Consider the following 17,744-nt stretch of genomic DNA (forward strand, 5'->3'; position numbering starts at 1 on the left):
GCGAAATCAGGCATGTGTCCGCGGAGCATCTCCTGCAGTCCATCTTGTGGCCATGTCCCGGTCATCACTCGAGGGCAAGAGTCGTTAGAGTGGACCTCATGGCCAACCCGATCCCGAGCGCTCCTGGCAGGAGGACAAACGCACCGTTGCCGTCGGCAATCGGCGCGCACGTCGCGCCTGCCCAGCAGCACCCGGTCCAGGCCTCCCTTCCCACTGTGGAGGAAGTGTCAGCGGGCGGTGTTGTAGTAGACACGTCCGACGGCGAACTCCGGGTTGCGATTATTGCCCGCCTTAATAGGGGTGGCCGGCTGGAGTGGTGCCTGCCGAAGGGCCACCCTGAAGGCCGCGAGAACAATGAGGAAGCTGCTGTCCGTGAGATTGCCGAGGAAACCGGCATCGAAGGCAGCATCCTGGCGCCCTTGGGCAGCATCGACTACTGGTTCACTGTGAGCGGCCACCGGGTTCACAAAACAGTGCACCATTTCCTGCTCCGGGCAACGGGTGGCGAACTGACCATCGAGAATGATCCCGATCAGGAAGCCGTGGACGCTGCGTGGGTTCCCATCCAGGAACTGGCACGCAAACTGTCCTTCCCTAACGAACGCCGCATCGCCGACCTGGCACGGGAAGTGCTGCCGGAACACCTCTGAGCCCGGTACGTGGGACGATAAAGGCGATGTCTGAAGCCAAAACCACCCAGTCCGTTCAGTCCGGAGAAGCCCGTTCCAGCGCCATCATGGCTGCAGGGACGCTGGTTTCCCGGTTCCTTGGCTTCGCCAAAACATGGATGCTGGGCGCAGCACTCGGCCTGGGTTCCACGGTCAATGACACCTTTATCAACGCCAACAACCTGCCCAACCTGATCTTCCTGTTGGTTGCCGGCGGCGTTTTCAATGCCGTCCTGGTTCCGCAGATCATCAAAGCCAGCAAGGCCCCGGACCGCGGCGCGGACTACATCAGCCGCCTCCTGACCCTGGCGGTACTGGTCCTTTTGGCGTTGACGGCGTTGGTCACCCTCGCGGCGCCGCTGGTCATTGACCTCACCACCCAGGGCTACTCCGAGCAGCAAAAGGCCCTCGCAGTCACGTTCGCGTTCTGGTGCCTGCCTCAGATCTTCTTCTACGGGCTCTACGCCCTCCTCACCCAGGTGCTGAACGCCCATGGAGCATTCGGGCCCGCAATGTGGGCCCCCATCCTTAATAACCTGGTGGCCATTGCCGGCTTGGGCATGTTCATCTGGATCCTTGGTTCCAACCTCACCAACCCACACACGTTGGACAACTGGGGCCCTACTCAGACATTCCTGATCGCAGGGTTCTCCACCTTTGGCGTGATCGCCCAGACCGCCATTCTCCTCATCCCGGTCTTCCGGCTGCGCCTCGGCCTGCGTCCCCGCTTCGGTTGGCGCGGTGTTGGACTGGGCCAGGCTGCCAAGCTGAGCGTCTGGACCCTGGCGACTGCCGCCGTCGGGCAGTTGGCGTTCCTTTATGTCATGAGGATCGCCACCATCCCCGGTGCCGAGCGGCTCCGCCTCGACAACGCCGGGGACAAGGACGCAGCTGCTGTCCTGCCCGGTAACGCCGTCCTGGAAGTCGCGAGCCAGCTGTATCTGCTGCCGCACTCGATCATCGCTTTGTCCTTGGCCACCGTCCTCTTTAACCGCATGACACGCGCTTCGCAGGACGGCAACAAAGCCGAACTCCGCGACGCCCTTTCCCACGGCCTCCGCACTATGGCCGTTGCTACGGTTTTCGGTGCCCTGGCGCTGTTCGCCTTGGCTGGTCCGCTGGGCATGTTCTTCTCCGGTGGCGAGCCGCAGGACGGTGTCATGCTGGCCCAAACGCTCACCATCCTGGCCCTCAGCACCCCGTTCCTGAGCGCGAACTTCATGATGTCCCGCGTGTTCTACGCCAATGAGGACGCCCGCACACCCCTGTACGTCCAGCTGTGGCTGGCCGTGATCTACGTGGTGGGTGCGTTCTTCATCCAGTTCCTCCCTGTCGGGCAGATCATTTACGCGATCGCCATCCTGTACACATTGGGCAACATTCTGTCCGTGGTGATCAGCGTGATGTTCCTGCGCCGGATGCTGGGGCACCTCGACGGCCCCCGCATCGCCAATTCGTACATCCGCATGGGCTACGCCGGCCTCGGTTCCGCGCTTGCGGGCGCCGGCGCCCTGTGGCTGCTCGGCAGCTACCGTGCCGACGGTTTTGCGTGGAGCAGCCGCCCGGCCGCCCTGGTAACGGTGGCCGTCGTCGGGCCCGTCATGCTGCTCGCCTACCTGGTCCTGCTCCGCGTCTTCCATGTCACCGAACTCCGCGACCTCATGCGGCCGCTCATGGGACGCTTCGGACGCGGCGCCCCCGCGCCGGTGACCGGCGCCGTTGCGGAACCCACGACGGCGGCACGCGCCACTGTTTCGGACGATACCGGTTTGATTCCGCGCATCTCGGGAGAGTTCGACGCCGCGTCCTACCGTGCAGGCCCAGCTGTGGAACGCATTGCTCCCCAGCCCACCCCTGACGTTCCGGACGCCCCCAAAACCTACCTTCCGGAAGAGGACGCCCCGAGCACAGCCCGGGGCAGCAGGTTCCGCCCACAGGTGCCGTTGCCAGGCCGACGCACCTACCAAGGCGATGCCGGGCGCAATCCCTACTTCCCAACCCGCGGAAACCACCGGAAGTGAGCCGGTGGCGCCAACGTGGGCGCAGGGCATCAATCGGCTAGGCTAGAAAATGAATACAGGTAGTTGCAAAAGCGGTTGAACCGGCTCGCCGGGCCGGCCGCGTGCAGGGCCCGCAACTCCCGGACAGCCTAGGAGGAACACGTGTCCCACCCGATCGACGTCGGATCAGTACTTGGCGGCCGCTACAAGGTCACAGCCAATGTGTTGACCTCGCATGACCAAGATCAGGTGCTCGACGGCGTGGACCAGGTCCTCAACCGTCCCGTGAGCATCCTTGTCGCCGGCCCCGGAAACGCTGAGCAGGTTGCCCAGAGCGCCCGTGAAGTCGCCACGGGGGAACGCCCCGGCCATGTCCAGATCCTGGACCTCGGCGTCAGCGACAACACCACCTACCTCATCACCAACCACAGCAGCGCTCCCGATTTGCTGGACCTGGTGGTCGCGACCAACCCGCCGTACATCGAGCCGTTCTTCACTGAAACGCTCGGAAGCGAGATCTTCGGCCAGCCACGGACCTATGAGCCTGAAACCTACGACGGCTTGTACGAAGACGACGAACACGACGCCGAGTACATCCAGTACGACGAAAACGGCTACCCGATTCACCGTGAGGGCGATGCCGATCCTGCTGCCGCTCCCCAGGGCAGCAACGTGCCTCCGAGACCAGCTTCCAGCCCGTCATCATCCAAGAGCGGCATCGCCGGCAAACTGGCTGCTGCCGCCGCCGGCGCTGGTGCCGCCGGTTTGGCCGCGTGGAAGAACTCGGGATCCAAGAACCACGACGCCGGTGCTGCCGCCGACAGTGGTGCGGTCGCCGGCAATAGTGCCGCTGACTCCGGCTCGGGTGCCGCTGCTTCAAGCGCTTCTTCATCGGGTGCTGCGGGGTCGGGTGCATCGGCTCAGCCGCCAACGCAGGCCGTGACATCACAGCCAACACCTCCTCAGGCTCCGCCGGCAGCCCCGGCGCAACCGCCAACACAGCCGCGAACACAGGCAGTCAATGCCCAGCCGGCACCAACGCGTGAACCGGCCGAACCCAAGGTTTCGTTGTGGTCCGAAGAGGACTACGGCTTTGCTGGAGGTGCTGCCGCTGGCGGCGCCGCGGCTGGTACCGCAGCCGCTGCACGAGGCACCGCAGACTCCTCTTACGACCGTGCCCCCAGCAGCTTCCCGGCGTCGGCCGCTGTGCAGGAAGACTACGACGACGAGGAAGTGTACGAGGACGACGCTCCGGAGAAGGAGCCACGTTCCCTCCGTTGGCTCGTCGGTGGGTTGCTTGCTGCTGTGTTGATCGTGGGACTTGTCCTTGCCGTCACCAACCTGGGCAGCCTCCTTCCCAGCGGTGCCCCTGCGGCCACGCAGAGCACCTCTGCACCTCAAACCAGCAGCACGCAGCAATCCGAGGAGCCAACTCCTACGGAGACGGCGTCACCGGCCACACCGCCTGCCATCGAGGGCATTTCCCGTCTCGGTGACTTCCCCTTCGCGGCCACGTACGACAAAGACCTCGCCAGGGCCTTCGACGGCAACGCGGCAAGCTACTGGTCAGACATGGAATTCGCCACAGCCGACTGGGGTGGACTCGTCACCAACATGCCGCTGGTGATCGAGCTCAAGGAAAAGACTGAGGTTAAGTCCATCGTGCTGAACCAGTTGGGTGGATCCGGCGGCAGCATCAGCGTTTACACCAACGACCGCCCTGCCATGGACGGAGCCAAGCTGGTAGGCACCAACAGCTTCACGTCCCCGGAACTGACAATGCCCTTGGCGGCGCCGACGCAGACCCAGTACGTCATTGTGGACATCAAGGCCTTGCCCAAGCTGGCTGCACCGAAGACCCGTTTCGGATTCGGCCTGCGTTTGGCAGAGGTCACGGTCCAGTAGCCCCACCCAACCAAGTAGTAGTAGAGGCCGTTGTGACTCGTCAGAACGGCCTCTACTTTCATCCGTAGTGGCGTCACCGCTTATTATCGGCATGCGCGCAGACGGTACCCTTAACAATGGTGGCTTTCAGGGTCCCCATCCCCAACGGAATATTTGGGGTGCAACCGGGGTTGAGTCAGGTGGCTGCCCCGAAAGCCGCAGCATCGACTAAGGAAGAGGTTCACGCCACGTGAGCATTGCAGAAAACAGCGCATCGCAGGTGCGTGACGTCATCATCGTAGGTTCAGGCCCCGCCGGCTACACAGCCGCTGTTTACACCGCCCGTGCCAACATGAAGCCTCTGCTCATTGCCGGTTCCGTCACCGCTGGTGGCGAACTCATGAACACCACAGACGTGGAAAACTACCCGGGCTTCCCCGACGGCATCATGGGCCCGGACCTTATGGAGAACTTCGAAAAGCAGGCCGCGCGTTTCGGTACCGAAATCCAGTTCGAGGACGTCACCGAATTGGACCTCGACGGCGACATCAAGACCGTGACTATCGGTACGGGTGAGACCTTCCAGGCGAAGGCCATCATCCTGTCCACCGGTTCGGCCTACCGCGAGCTCGGCTTGGCGAACGAAAAGCGCCTCTCAGGCCACGGCGTTAGCTGGTGTGCAACCTGCGATGGTTTCTTCTTCAAGGATCAGGACATCGCTGTAATCGGTGGTGGCGACTCGGCCATGGAGGAAGCACTGTTCCTCACCAAATTCGCAAAGTCTGTCACGGTGGTCCACCGACGCGACACACTCAAGGCTTCGAAGATCATGGGCGATCGCGCTCAGGCCCACGAGAAGATCAATTTCGTGTGGAACACCGCGGTGGAGGACGTTCTGGGTGAAGACAAGGTCACTGGTCTGAAACTGAAGAACCTTGTGGATGGCACCGAATCCGAGCTCGCCGTCACCGGGGTCTTCGTCGCTATCGGCAACGATCCCCGCACGGACCTCATCAAGGGCAAAGTTGATCTGACCCCCGAGGGAACCATCGCCGTGGAAGGCCGCAGCTCCCGGACCAACATCAAGGGTGTCTTCGCCGCGGGCGACGTCATCGACCCCACCTACCGCCAGGCCATCACGGCTTCGGGCTCCGGTTGTGTAGCGGCCCTCGATGTTGAGCACTACCTCGCAGACTTGCACTCCTAAGCTGCAACCAAGCAACCATACGAAGGGAAAAGTTATGAGCAACGCAAAAGACGTAACTGACGCAAGCTTCAGCACTGATGTCCTGGCTTCAGAGAAGCCGGTCATCGTGGACTTCTGGGCAGAGTGGTGTGGCCCTTGCCGCAAGCTCGGTCCCATCCTTGACGAGATCTCCGTCGAGTACGGCGACAAAGTTGATGTTGTGAAGCTCAACGTCGACGACAACCCTGCCATCGCGGCCGAGTACGGCATCACGTCCATCCCGGCTGTGTACCTGTTCAGTGGGGGAGAAGTGAAGAGCACTGTCATCGGCGCCAAGCCGAAGCAGTTCTTCGAGAAGGAATTCGCGGACGTCCTGTCCTAGGGTCGATTTCTCACCTTAATCCAATAAAGCCGGCGGTTGCTGCTCTTCACGGAGCGGGAACCGTCGGTTTTTTTGTCGTTATTGGGTTATGAACCATATGCGTTTACTTTTCCTGGTCCCGTTACCGTAGTGGGCCTGCAGTATGCTCGAGGGGTGCTTTTCACTTCTCCCTACCTGGGGTAGGCAAAATTTTGACCCTCTCTCACATCCCACGCCCATGAACCCCACCCTCTCTCACATCCCACTCGGGCCGTCGTTCTGCGAGGTAACATGCTGATCCGAAGTGATTAGTCGGCACTGTGTGATCGGAGACCTTGGAGAACTTCATTTTCTGAATGCACCATCCTGAAGTGGATGCACGCTTGACCAGAGCCCTATGGATCTTAGACGTGCGGTGCCAGGACCCGGGAATCGGGAATGAAACTAGTAGCAGCAGCTTCGTCCTGTCAGGCAAATAACTCAATGTTGCCTGGTCATAGGCGTGTGGGATCGCCCGTTTTCGGCATGACGCTACCCGCAGTACAGGTCACCACAACGCGTGTCGTTGTGCCCCCGCCCGGCCAGGGCAAGCCATCAGCGTGAAGAGCTCAGAAAGAGGCTCGAAGCAAAGGGGATGCTGATTGCTCCACGGAGTCTTGTCCGGCTATCCCCAGATTCAGTTGAACTAACTACCAGGCCAATTCCTACGCCCGAGCCTGGCTTCATAACCCAGCGACTGCCGGAACTCCCGGTTCGGAAATACGTTAACTGCAGCACGCTTTTCCCACGGATGCAGAATGTGATTCGTATCCGTCGTTTCGCGTGAAACGTCGACGGTTAGTCCTTCTTAGGCGCATAGTCCCTTGACCTTGCGCAGGTTTCACGTGAAACATGCTTCTATTGTTCGGTTATGGCCGCATGAATTGTGCGCCGGCCGGTCGGCCCTGGCACCGGCCGACCAGGCGTGACGGCCGAATAGTGGCGAAAGCCCGCCATTGAGGTGCTCTTGACGAGCATAAACCGCAGGATCCTCCGGATACTTTTTGTCAGTTTCGGCGATCCCGGGAGTCCTTGGTCATCGCCCTTGAGCCTTTCTGACAGAAGAACGCGTCAGGGCAGCTCGTGGGTGTGCACCTCGCTCTGACGGGCCTACGTCGCTGTTGAGGAGCATTGCGCGGCAAGGGAGCAAGAATGAGACTCTCAAGGGACATCAGCCGTGCTAACGCCCAATCGCGCACCCTAACGTCCTCATAAGAACCACAAAGAGTGGGGTACCTTGCCCTATTCTGAAACGCCATTTGAGACTGTTCAGATCGGTGCCCCGGGGACCTGCCCCTGGATACACAGATGCAACGACTATTTGGGGTCCAGTGGCCACGAGAACAACGAGAACACTCTGAGCAAGGTGCATCCAGGCCGCCAACAGTTCTGCAACCACCCTATAGATGCATCATGACTTGGGCGATGAAAGGGGCTGCCGCGACTATCCGGCAAGCTAGGGCGCCGGCCTGCATGATTGGGGTGCGGGCACGCTCAATGGATCAGATCCACGCGGGGACCCTCTGCTCGCCGGTGCCTTTCCACAAACAAGCTCTGGGCCAATGCACGTTGAATGTGCTGCCGCCACGTGTCTATGAGGAACAAGCACGTGGAACAATGCGCGCACCGAACCACATGTTTCACGTGAAACACGTCAGCCCGTCACGACCACATGCCAAGAATGCTTTGCCATGATGTAGCGGCTTGACCGGCAAATAGGCGTGCATCAGCATGCGCAGATGCGTTCTTGGTATGCGACCCTAAACTTGTCGCAGCAGCGGAAGAAGATGCCGCCTCAGTGCTGATCTCGGTTTCCCGGAGGGGCTTAGTACTTCAGCACACTCAAACCCGCTATGGATCAAATGCAGGTCGGGGCGAGCTGCACTTTCCATCACTAGTGAACCTGCAATGCAACGATGTCCAGGGTTGTCCGTCACCACCGACTGCGACGCGCCGTTCGGTACTGACCGACCTCATTAGGAAAGCGCGAATCCTAGGACGGCCTACGGTCGGGCCTAGGGGACCCCTGGGGGAATAGACACCATGAATTGAAAGAAGTGAATGAAGAGACAGGCCGTCCAGAGATGGTCTTCTAATCGACGGCCGGAGACGTCCTGCGATTGCCGACGTGCAGGACGCCAACAGACGTGGCAACGACTCGAAACATGTCCACCGTCGGGAAATGCACAAATGCGGACGACAAAGGCAATCAGCCGTCGGCGCCGCAATGTTTCACGTGAAACGCCGCATAGTCCCGGCCTGAATAGGAGTGATCCTCTATGGATCATAAGACTACGTCGTCTCCAGCAGGCTCTGACTCTTACAGGTCCAGGGCTCCTGGGAGCAGTTCATACCCCCCTCCGCCACAAGGCGAGCAGCCCCATACCGCTCGATCTTGTGTCTGTGACCGTTGTGCCCCAGCATAGAGGCGGACGGGTCCAGGGGATTAGGCCGTTCGGGTCAGCCCACGCCCGCGGCGTCCGCCTACACGTATAGGCACAGTCCCCTGGAGAATACGGGTCACTCAATCACATAAGCCAGCGCGTGGGAGCACGCGGAGTGTCGTACTTAAGACATCGGATGAATCGCCGGGAGTCAACGGCCTCCGGTGCGTAGTAGGACGGTCAACTGGACCGCCTCATTGATCCCAAAGCTTAGGTGCCATGGCAAACTACGACGACGTAGGATCCCCGGCTCGTTGACGCTCTTCATGCGCGATCCGGTACGGCATTCATTGCTAAGCATCAGAGCATCAGGACACACTTGCTGAGATCATGGAGCAGCTTCACCCGGTACAGTTGTCCACCGGTGGACGACGCACAGGGGCAAGTTGTGCACAGCTTTATCCACAGGCTTATCCACCGCCCATGAGATTATTCACAAGGCATCATTTCGCCGAACCGTAGTGGGCGGGACCCCGCCAAGGAGGGTCGATTCTTCTACTCTCTGCCTACCAGGTAAAAGTGGGCACGCACCGCGAGTGTACATACGGAAAATCAATGAATCGAGGGGCCAAACACGAAGAATTACGACTATGGCCGCCGGTGGATAAGTCCGCCATGGATAGGGCCCTTTTGAAGAAGGAGCACCAAAGAAGGAAGGAGGGCTCCTCGGCACCTCAACACACTCTGGGCCTCAAGAGGGACGGCAGCTCGGCTCAGGTTATCCCCAGACTTATCCACAATGATATCCACCACGATATACACAGGTAACTAAAGGTTCCCGACTATGTGTAGACGCTCCAGTCGACGTCCTGTTTCACGTGAAACACGAGTCGTTGATGTTCGGTGGGGGAGCAAGCAACATAGGTCGCCAAGGGCTCACGTCTAGTTCTCAACGCTCTCAGCGGAGTCTTCCCTGAAGAGGACAAGGATGAAAAGAGACGAGTACGCGCCGGCCCGGGCGACATCTGACCAATCCGGTTCACAGCGTCTCATCAACGCGTCCAGGGGCTAGGTACATGTACACGTCCCGGGGGAATACGACCTTACGGAAAGCCTCCCGCCCGAACGTTGCCTGACGGATCCGTACTCCAACTTGGAGGGTCAATGCTGTAACGGTGGGGGCATAGGCATTAGTCGGGGGACTATTTCCGTCTGCTCGACGGCCACATTGGGGGTACCGGCACAGTGACAGCCCCCGTCTACGAAGCTAAGGATGGGACCAGCCTCGACAGGCATGCCAGATTCGTCAACACCTGCTGCTGTACGCAGTAGTAGCCCGTTGGTGCCTGTTAGCGCCGGACACACGAGCTCAAGGGCCACAGATGTGAAGTTCCTCGCGACGCTGCGGAGGAACCAGCTGCCCAAGTTCCTGGCGGTTAGCCTAAGTGCCAACGCCCATTGACGCCGAGGGAAGCGTGCCTGCCTGATAGCCGCCAAGCACTCACCGGCCCAGCACTGGGAGAGGGCCAGTCTGTTCGAAGACCCCAATGCCTCTCTCATCAGCCCGAGCGGATTTGGTAGAGCGCGTAAAGCTGAACACAACGCCTCAGCCCTGGCAATCCGTTACGCCTGCGATAGGACAGTGGTCGTGGCAGCATCTCCGGCAACCACTGCCGGCTCGAGCGCGAGTGGGAGAGGCCTCGATGTGCTGTCCTGGAGAGCGACGACGCGGAACCCCTAAGGACATGGAGGAGTCTGCTGCTGGCCTATTAGCCAAGGGCCGCGAACCGTTAGGCTTTGGCTAGGAGGCAAGCTAGCTACGCATCAGCTGTTCCGCATTGATACATTCTTGGTTCCAGGATCGTCAATTTTGGGGACGCAAACTGTTGCGCGTCGTACTGCCAAATAGCCTTGCTCCGACCTTCGGGCGATATGGTCGACGGAAGAACCGAACCCCGGCGAGAATTGTGGCCATCTAGTCGACTCGCTCTTGAACCATCGGTTGTGAAAGGAGATCACATACCTTCGAATTGGATTCGGTGTCCCTACCAGCCAATCCTTACCTTTTGCGGTTTCATAGCCGAACCTTAGACTCAGTTGTTTCACGTGAAACAGCGCCAGAGATGAGCGTGCCCGGAACCGGCTCAATTCCCCCGCGTATGCCAAAGGTACAAACCCTGGTTCTAGACGCTGGATATCCGATGTTGCATGAGACTTCACCATCTCCAAGAAACCGCAATGCCAATATCCCGACGGCCGAACCACTGCTTAGCCGAAGATCGATTTCACGCCACCGAGCTAATAAGAGTGTGTTTCACGTGAAACAGAAGCTTCAGCCGAAAGTTCAGATACGCGCGTGCCCTCGGCTACTAGAGAAGAGCAGCCTGGGGATCCGCGCAGAACTGGGGTAAGTGTTCATGTGTGGTGAAAATCCACTGACGGGGGTTTGCTCCAGACGGGTTCCCTACGCAGCATTGGCGCACAACTCCACCGGCATTCGGAAAGCGTTGCGAATCATGGACCACAATCGGGCACGGCGCGGGCCGCATGCCATAAGCCTTCTTACGCACCCTCCGCCGTCGCCTAAAGCAACGGGGGGAGACCTGCAGAGTGCCAACGCTCAACCCATCTCCACGCGCACTTCGAACTTCCTCGACCAGGCACCTCAGGGGGTCTCTCGAATGTTTCACGTGAAACATGTTTCGCCCGTGTCGCTTCACGGTGAGTATAGGGAAATCTTGAGCGAACAACGTATCCCAGCCACAGACGGTGGGGTGAATGCTCTACGAAGGCGTAACGTCCGCAAATCCCGGTATCCAGGACCCTGCCGAGCACAGCATCTACCCACCGACCAAGAGAGTCCTTTTCGGCCAAATCGACTCATACGGCCCTAGGAACCCGTAGCAAAAGCCATGAGGATGCCACGCGACTGGTTGGTTTATGGCGCTGAATCAATCAGTGCCCTCCGCAAGGACTCCCGTAGAAAATACGGAAAGGCCTATCTGTGCACAATACGTAGAGCAAAACTGGGAAGGTACGAAAACTGCGGATGATCGAAAACCAAAATGGGGCCTACTCGACGAGTAAGCCCCATTCAGTTGGTTCACTACAATTTAGCCTTCGGTGCCGGGCCCAAGCACATCCATGATGCGGTTGAGATCCTCAACGCTGGCGAACTCAATGCTGACTCGGCCTTTGCGTGCACCCAAAGTAATCTTCACATTGGTGTCCAGGCGGTCCGAGAGTGACGACGCCAAGTAGTCCAAACGCTCGTGGCGCGCATTGGGTTTCGGGATACTGCTCTTGGCGGGAGCAGTAGGATCTTGATAGAGAGCCACTGCCTCTTCTGTTGCCCTCACAGACATCCCCTCGGCCACAATCTTCTGAGCCAGGCGTTCCATCGCAGCGGCGTCCGGCAGGGCCAAGAGTGCCCGCGCATGGCCGGCCGACAAAACACTCGCTGCTACACGCCGCTGGACCAGGGGCGGGAGCTTCAGCAAACGGAGTGTGTTGGACACCTGCGGCCGAGAGCGACCTATGCGGTCTGCAAGCTGTTCGTGAGTGGTCCCAAAGTCTTCCAAGAGCTGCTGATAGGCAGCAGCCTCTTCCAGAGGGTTCAGCTGGCTGCGGTGGAGGTTTTCCAGCAAAGCGTCGCGAAGGAGGTCGTCGTCAGTGGTATCGCGGACGATCGCAGGGATGGTTTCGAGCCCTGCGGCCTGTACCGCACGCCAGCGACGCTCACCCATGACCAATTCATACGGTTCTCCACCCTTTTCGGTTGAAGTACGTACAACAATTGGCTGGAGGACGCCGATTTCGCGAACGGAGTGAACCAGCTCGGCCATGTCATCTTCATCGAAGACCGAACGCGGCTGTTTACGGTTCGGATGGATGTCACCGACCGGAATCTCCGCAAAGCGAGCACCAGGAACTTCAACCAGCTCCACGTCCGGTGTCGAGCGAGTAGTGGACTTGGTTGCGGCCTTTGCCGGCTCCGATTCATCCGTCGTGTGATCAGAGGGCACTGACGCTCGCTTGGGGGCAGGCTTCGATGCAGATGTCTTGGAGGTGGCGGACTTGGTTGACGCCTTGGAAGCTGCCGCTTTGGGCGCTGGAGCCTTGGCAGCGGCCGGCGTCGCTGCCGACTCCTTTGACGGCTCCACAGCAGCGGAGTCCTGGATCGGAGCTTCTACTGCCGGCTCTTCGGACTTCCGGGCTTCCGGGAAGAACAGATCCACAGGACGGGATGGCGCCACGCCGTTTCCCTGGGCCGCGGCCGAGCTAGGAATGAGAGCCCCAAGACCCCTACCGAGGCCCCTTCGCTTTTCGCTCATTGATTCATCCCTCCGATGAAATGGCCGAGCACGGAACTGCTCAGGCTGTTGCAGTGTTTCAAGAATTCTAGCGTTCAGCGATTTCGGCGGCGGCTTCCATGTAGGAGAGCGCGCCGCTCGACGAAGGATCGTAGGTCATGACCGTCTGCTGGTAGCTGGGTGCTTCGGAGATACGCACAGAACGCGGAACCACTGCTCCCAGAACTTGTTCGGGGAAGTGTTGGCGTACCTCGGATGCGACCTGAGCGGCGAGGTTCGTTCGGCCGTCGTACATGGTCAGGAGGATCGTGGACACCTCCAGGTCAGCATTGAGGTGCTTCTGGATCATTTCGATGTTCTTGAGAAGCTGGCTCAATCCTTCCAAGGCGTAGTACTCGCACTGGATGGGGATAAGGACTTCACTTGCGGCACAGAAGGCGTTGACCGTCAGCAGCCCGAGGCTGGGCGGGCAGTCAATAAAGATGAAGTCCAAGCGGCTCTCGCCGTTCTTCTCCCGCTCCTTGGCGTAGACGTCGATGGCTCGCCGGAGCCTCTGTTCCCGGGCAACCAATGAAACCAGCTCGATTTCAGCACCGGCAAGATGGATGGTGGCGGGTGCGCAGATCAGGTTGGGAATATCTGGGCAAGGGGCCACAACGTCCTTCAGGGGAAGGTCGTTGATCAGGACGTCGTAGATACTGTCAACGTCGGCGTGGTGCTCAATGCCCAGAGCCGTTGACGCGTTGCCCTGTGGATCAATATCAATCACCAAGACGTTGAGGCCGGCGGAGGCCAGGGCGGCAGCGATGTTCACGGTGGTGGTCGTCTTACCGACCCCACCTTTTTGATTGGAAACCGTGAAGATGCGGGTTTTATCCGGCTTTGGCAGTTCCCTGCCCACCAGCCGTTCACGCCGACGGGTCTCGTGTGCCAGCTGACGGGCGATGGGACTCGAGTCATCAATGGAATCCATCACGTTATGCACTCCATCAGATACGGTTTCACGTGAAACAGCGGCATTATCAACCGAATTAGTGCGCACGATTGCAGACTGAAGAGACGCAGAGGGTGTAGCCATTGCCCGAGCTGACCCCAACGACATAAACGGGGGGATTCGCTGCGTGGAGGTTTCACTACTGCCCACTGGTCACACTCTCACTCTCATTCGGCGCTTGCTGCCGTTCTCTAGCCTAACTGCTCAGCCGCCGACACGCGGGAAACCGAGCGGGTCTCAGGCCGTCTTTCCGGGCTTGTTGACGATAATCCTCACCACAGTGGTGGGTTCCTCCAAAAGCTCCTGTCCACAAACCACAACCGACGTTTCCACGCCGCCAAGTTTGCGGATGACCTTCTTGGCTTTCTCAATTTCTTCGGCAGCGCTGCGACCCTTGATGGCCACAACTTCGCCGCGGCCGTTCAAAAGGGGAATCGTCAGGCCCGCCAGGTTGCTGAGCGCAGAAACAGCCCGCGCCGTCACAACATCGGCGTCCACCATTCCAACGGCCAGCTCAGCACGCGTCCTCATGATGGTGACGTTGTCCAGGCCCAGGTCATCTACGACTTCCTGGAGCCAGATGACACGACGCTCAAGCGGCTCAATCAACGTCAGTTCAAGGTCCGGGCGTGCAATTGCCAGGCAAAGACCCGGCAGGCCTGCACCGGATCCAACGTCGGCGACGTGGCTGTCCATAGCAATTGCAGTTTCAATGACTGCACAGTTCAGTACGTGGCGACTCCACAAACGCGGAATCTCACGCGGGCCAATCAGCCCGCGCTCAGTTCCGGAGGTGGCGAGGTGTTCCACGTAGCGCTTGGCAAGATCCAAGCGCTCCCCAAAGATCTTCTCTGCCGCTTCAAGTTCAGCTGCGGTAATTTCAACCATGAGCTGCTAGTCAGCCGAAACGACGATGTGGCGGCCGGCGCCTTCGCCTTCAGACTCGGAAACGAATCCGAGGTCAGCGACGGCGTCGTGGACAATCTTTCGCTCGTAAGCGCTCATCGGCTCAAGGGCCACCGTACCGCCGTCGGCCTTGACCTTGGCAACGGCGTCTTCAGCGATCTGCTGAAGCACGCCCGCGCGCTCCTTACGGTAGCCGTTGATGTCCAGCACCAGGCGTGAACGGCTTTCGGTAGCGGAAAGGACCGAGAGGCGGGCCAGCTCCTGCAGGGCCTCCAGAACCTCGCCGTCACGTCCTACGAGGCTGTCCAATGCGGCCGACTCTTCATCGGCACCAATGGAGATGTACGTGCGTCCGTTGCGGACCTCAATGTCGATATCGCCGTCGATATCGGCAATATCCAGAAGTTCCTCGAGGTAGTCGGCGGCAATGTCGCCTTCTTCTTCAAGACGACTGGCCGTCTTGGACTGCGTCTCTTCCTGGGTCTCGTCCTGGTCTTCAGTCACAGCGGCGATAACTTCCTCAGTGCTCTCGGCAGACATTACTTCTTCTTCCTGTTCTTACGTTGTGGCTGGACGCGCTGTGCCCGGATCTCGGCCGCTGCCGCGGCAGCTGCTTCGGCTTCAGCGGCGGCGTCCGCGGTCTTCTTGCCACCCAGCAGCGGCGGCAGGCCCTTGGCGGCACGGCGCTCCTCCAGTGCCTTGGCGGCAGGGGAACCCGGGGTAGGCATGCGGCGGATGACGAAGAACTGCTGGCCCATGGTCCACAGGTTGGTGGTGGTCCAGTAGATGAGGACACCGATGGGGAAGTTGATGCCACCAATACCGAACACGAGCGGCAGGATGTAAAGCATCATTTTCTGCTGGCGCATGAACGGGCTGGCCATGGCCTCTTCGGACATGTTCTTGGCCATGATTTGCTTCTGGGTGATGAACTGCGAGGCCGTCATGGCAATGATCATCACGATACTCAATACCCAAACAGCCACGGCACTGTTACCGCCGCTGGGGTCACCGTGGAGTAGCGAAGCCGACAGTGGCGCACCGAAGATGCTGGACGAGTCGAACTGGACTACCTGCTCATGGCTCATCGCGCCAACGCCCTGGCCCTGCTTGGCGTTCGTCGAGATACCCGACAACACCTGGAACAGCGCGAAGAAGAACGGCATCTGAATCAGCATCGGCAAACATGCCGAGAACGGGTTGGTGCCGTGCTTCTTGTACAGGGCCATCTGTTCCTGCGCCATTGCCTGGCGGGACAGCTGATCGGTCTTGCCCTTGTATTTGGTCTGAAGCTTCTTCAGGTCCGGCTGCAGCAGCTGCATGCCGCGCTGCGCTTTGATCTGCTTGACGAAGACCGGGATCAGGGCGGCACGGATCACCAACACGAGGCCGATGATGGACAGAGTCCACGTCCAGCCGTTCGCGGCGGGCAGGCCAATGAAGCTCAGTCCCTCGTGGAAGCCAACCATGATGATTGACACCAGCCACTTGAACGGAAACATGATTGTTTCAAAGAAGTCCATACGATATCCCTATTCGTTAGGCCGCCGAGCGGCCTTCTTCATCAGCCTGAGCAGCCAGGAACTGGTCCGGATTGTTCAGTACAACAATTGTGGGCGTCCGGCCTTCAGGCCAATGACGATGGCCGGCGGGGACATGGTCCACTCCACCAGCGTTCCAAGGGTGACATTTGGCGAGCCTTTTGGCTGCGAGCCAGCTGCCCTTCACGGCGCCATGCACCGTTACTGCTTCCAGCGCGTACGCGGAGCAAGAGGGAAAGAAACGGCACACCTGGCCGTACAGGGGCGAGATGACCTTGCGGTACGTCTTCAGCAAGAGGATAAGAATGTTGCGGGGCAGCTCCCAGAGGAACGTGCCGACCGCCGCCGGCAGATTCCTGGGGGGAACCTTGCCGGAGGGGTCGCTTGAGGAAGGAACGACGGCGGTGCTTATGTCATGCACGCGGTGTCCCTTCCGTTGTGGTGCCGTTGTGTTCAGTCGAAGCGTTGCGTGGAGCTGAGCCACTCAATCGCTTCGTCGTCACTGCCAGTGCGGCGTTGTAGTCCGAGAGCAGTTGCTCCCAGCTGGCAGATGCAGCTGCGGGCAACGCCCGGACCACCACCGCCAGACCCGTTCCATGCTTGTGCAAGGAAAGAGCGCCTGCTTCTCTCAGTCTCCTCTTAACGAGGTTCCTGGTCACGGCGTTCCCGACGGCTTTGGAGACAATGAAGCCGATTCGACTCGGCTCCCCGGCCCCGATAGAGGCCGTATATAACACTAAGTTCCGGCGTCCATTGCGGACGCCGGAACGTACAGTTGTTGAAAAGTCGGTAGACGTCCGCAGACGGTTAGGGGTGGCTAGCACCGTCGAACCCGCAAAAAGACCCTGACCGACAAGTCAGTTATTTACGCCGACAGTTCGACGCGGCCCTTGCCGCGACGGGCAGCCAGGATGGCGCGGCCGGCACGGGTGCGCATACGAAGGCGGAAGCCGTGCTTCTTGGCCCGACGGCGGTTATTCGGCTGAAAAGTCCGCTTGCTCACGTTAGTTACTCCAGTGGATCAAAGGTGCGCCCACCCGATCAAAAAAGGGGAAGAACTGGCCGACGCTAAGTTTTGTATGTGCCTGCCGCCGTTGCCTTCCGCACGGTGAACGTACGGAGTTACAACTGATCTCAAAAGCGGACACAAAGGACTTCACAACGTTAGGGCAAAAAGGCACCCACAGTCAAACCGGGAGCCTGCTGCAGAGCTATCCACAGCTGTGCCCAACCCCCGTTCCCAGCCTGTGGATGAAGTGGCTCACAGGCCACAATCCGGAACAACAACGGTGTAATTATCCACAGGCAACTTCCCAGCTATCTTCTAGCGATTTCATCCCCTAGAGTGGCTCAGTAGCCCAATGTCCACCCGCTGTGTATAACTCTGTGGATTATCGCCCAGAACAGCGCCGCCGGAGACACTTCGGCTGCCAGCAACGCCGGCAAGCAAGTATTTAGGAACTGATTG

Annotated in this window: 13 protein-coding genes; 5 read left to right on the forward strand and 8 right to left on the reverse strand. The window is 59.6% G+C overall.

What is annotated here, in order from left to right; genetic code table 11:
- Positions 1-146: 146 nt before the first annotated feature.
- The 5 genes from QEH68_RS21730 (at position 147) to trxA (ending at position 6,120) form a co-directional block, all read left to right on the forward strand.
- On the forward strand, positions 147-650 hold the full coding sequence (locus tag QEH68_RS21730) for an NUDIX hydrolase (RefSeq protein ID WP_026005276.1): 504 nt from the start codon (positions 147-149) through the stop codon (positions 648-650).
- A gap of 26 nt (positions 651-676) precedes the next feature.
- A complete protein-coding gene (gene murJ / locus QEH68_RS21735; RefSeq protein ID WP_280625199.1) occupies positions 677-2,689 on the forward strand; it encodes a murein biosynthesis integral membrane protein MurJ in 2,013 nt (670 codons plus the stop codon).
- A 141-nt stretch (positions 2,690-2,830) separates the two neighbouring features.
- A complete protein-coding gene (locus tag QEH68_RS21740; RefSeq protein WP_280625202.1) occupies positions 2,831-4,573 on the forward strand; it encodes an ABC transporter substrate-binding protein in 1,743 nt (580 codons plus the stop codon).
- Between the two features lie 229 nt (positions 4,574-4,802).
- Entirely contained in the window at positions 4,803-5,759 is a 957-nt protein-coding gene (gene trxB, locus QEH68_RS21745; protein WP_207595578.1) for a thioredoxin-disulfide reductase, read from the forward strand.
- 34 nt (positions 5,760-5,793) lie between these two features.
- Positions 5,794-6,120: a thioredoxin gene (gene trxA, locus QEH68_RS21750; protein ID WP_021473158.1), complete on the forward strand. Its 327-nt coding sequence runs from the start codon at positions 5,794-5,796 to the stop codon at positions 6,118-6,120.
- Positions 6,121-11,635: 5,515 nt separating this feature from the next.
- Here the strand turns inward: trxA and QEH68_RS21755 are convergent.
- The 8 genes from QEH68_RS21755 to rpmH all read right to left on the reverse strand — a co-directional run bounded on the left by QEH68_RS21755 (position 11,636) and on the right by rpmH (position 17,279).
- Positions 11,636-12,856 (reverse strand): ParB/RepB/Spo0J family partition protein, encoded by a 1,221-nt coding sequence (locus tag QEH68_RS21755; protein ID WP_280625210.1) that lies wholly within the window; start codon positions 12,854-12,856, stop codon positions 11,636-11,638.
- 67 nt (positions 12,857-12,923) lie between these two features.
- Positions 12,924-13,979 (reverse strand): ParA family protein, encoded by a 1,056-nt coding sequence (locus QEH68_RS21760; protein ID WP_280625212.1) that lies wholly within the window; start codon positions 13,977-13,979, stop codon positions 12,924-12,926.
- An 87-nt stretch (positions 13,980-14,066) separates the two neighbouring features.
- On the reverse strand, positions 14,067-14,717 hold the full coding sequence (gene rsmG, locus QEH68_RS21765) for a 16S rRNA (guanine(527)-N(7))-methyltransferase RsmG (RefSeq protein WP_207595580.1): 651 nt from the start codon (positions 14,715-14,717) through the stop codon (positions 14,067-14,069).
- A gap of 6 nt (positions 14,718-14,723) precedes the next feature.
- The gene (locus QEH68_RS21770) at positions 14,724-15,275 is read right to left on the reverse strand and encodes a R3H domain-containing nucleic acid-binding protein (protein WP_089597070.1); all 552 of its coding nucleotides are present in this window, start codon (positions 15,273-15,275) and stop codon (positions 14,724-14,726) included.
- Positions 15,275-16,258, reverse strand: a complete 984-nt coding sequence (yidC, locus tag QEH68_RS21775) for a membrane protein insertase YidC (RefSeq protein ID WP_280625216.1) — start codon at positions 16,256-16,258, stop codon at positions 15,275-15,277. Before yidC ends, QEH68_RS21770 begins: the two co-directional genes overlap by 1 nt.
- Before the next feature lie 16 nt (positions 16,259-16,274).
- Positions 16,275-16,760 (reverse strand): membrane protein insertion efficiency factor YidD, encoded by a 486-nt coding sequence (yidD, locus tag QEH68_RS21780; protein ID WP_207595582.1) that lies wholly within the window; start codon positions 16,758-16,760, stop codon positions 16,275-16,277.
- Entirely contained in the window at positions 16,690-17,100 is a 411-nt protein-coding gene (gene rnpA / locus QEH68_RS21785; RefSeq protein ID WP_207595583.1) for a ribonuclease P protein component, read from the reverse strand. Before rnpA ends, yidD begins: the two co-directional genes overlap by 71 nt.
- Before the next feature lie 41 nt (positions 17,101-17,141).
- Positions 17,142-17,279: a 50S ribosomal protein L34 gene (rpmH, locus tag QEH68_RS21790; protein ID WP_011776797.1), complete on the reverse strand. Its 138-nt coding sequence runs from the start codon at positions 17,277-17,279 to the stop codon at positions 17,142-17,144.
- Between the last annotated feature and the right edge of the window lie 465 nt (positions 17,280-17,744).

This window comes from Paenarthrobacter sp. OM7, assembly GCF_029873575.1.
Classification (GTDB): Bacteria; Actinomycetota; Actinomycetes; order Actinomycetales; family Micrococcaceae; genus Arthrobacter.

Bases quoted from the DNA above. Each gene is read 5' to 3' on its own strand.
- murJ (WP_280625199.1), top strand. From the start codon at position 677: ATGTCTGAAGCCAAAACCACCCAGTCCGTTCAGTCCGGAGAAGCCCGT.
- trxA (WP_021473158.1), top strand. From the start codon at position 5,794: ATGAGCAACGCAAAAGACGTAACTGACGCAAGCTTCAGCACTGATGTC.
- QEH68_RS21755 (WP_280625210.1), bottom strand. From the start codon at position 12,856: ATGAGCGAAAAGCGAAGGGGCCTCGGTAGGGGTCTTGGGGCTCTCATT.
- rsmG (WP_207595580.1), bottom strand. From the start codon at position 14,717: ATGGTTGAAATTACCGCAGCTGAACTTGAAGCGGCAGAGAAGATCTTT.
- QEH68_RS21770 (WP_089597070.1), bottom strand. From the start codon at position 15,275: ATGTCTGCCGAGAGCACTGAGGAAGTTATCGCCGCTGTGACTGAAGAC.
- yidC (WP_280625216.1), bottom strand. From the start codon at position 16,258: ATGGACTTCTTTGAAACAATCATGTTTCCGTTCAAGTGGCTGGTGTCA.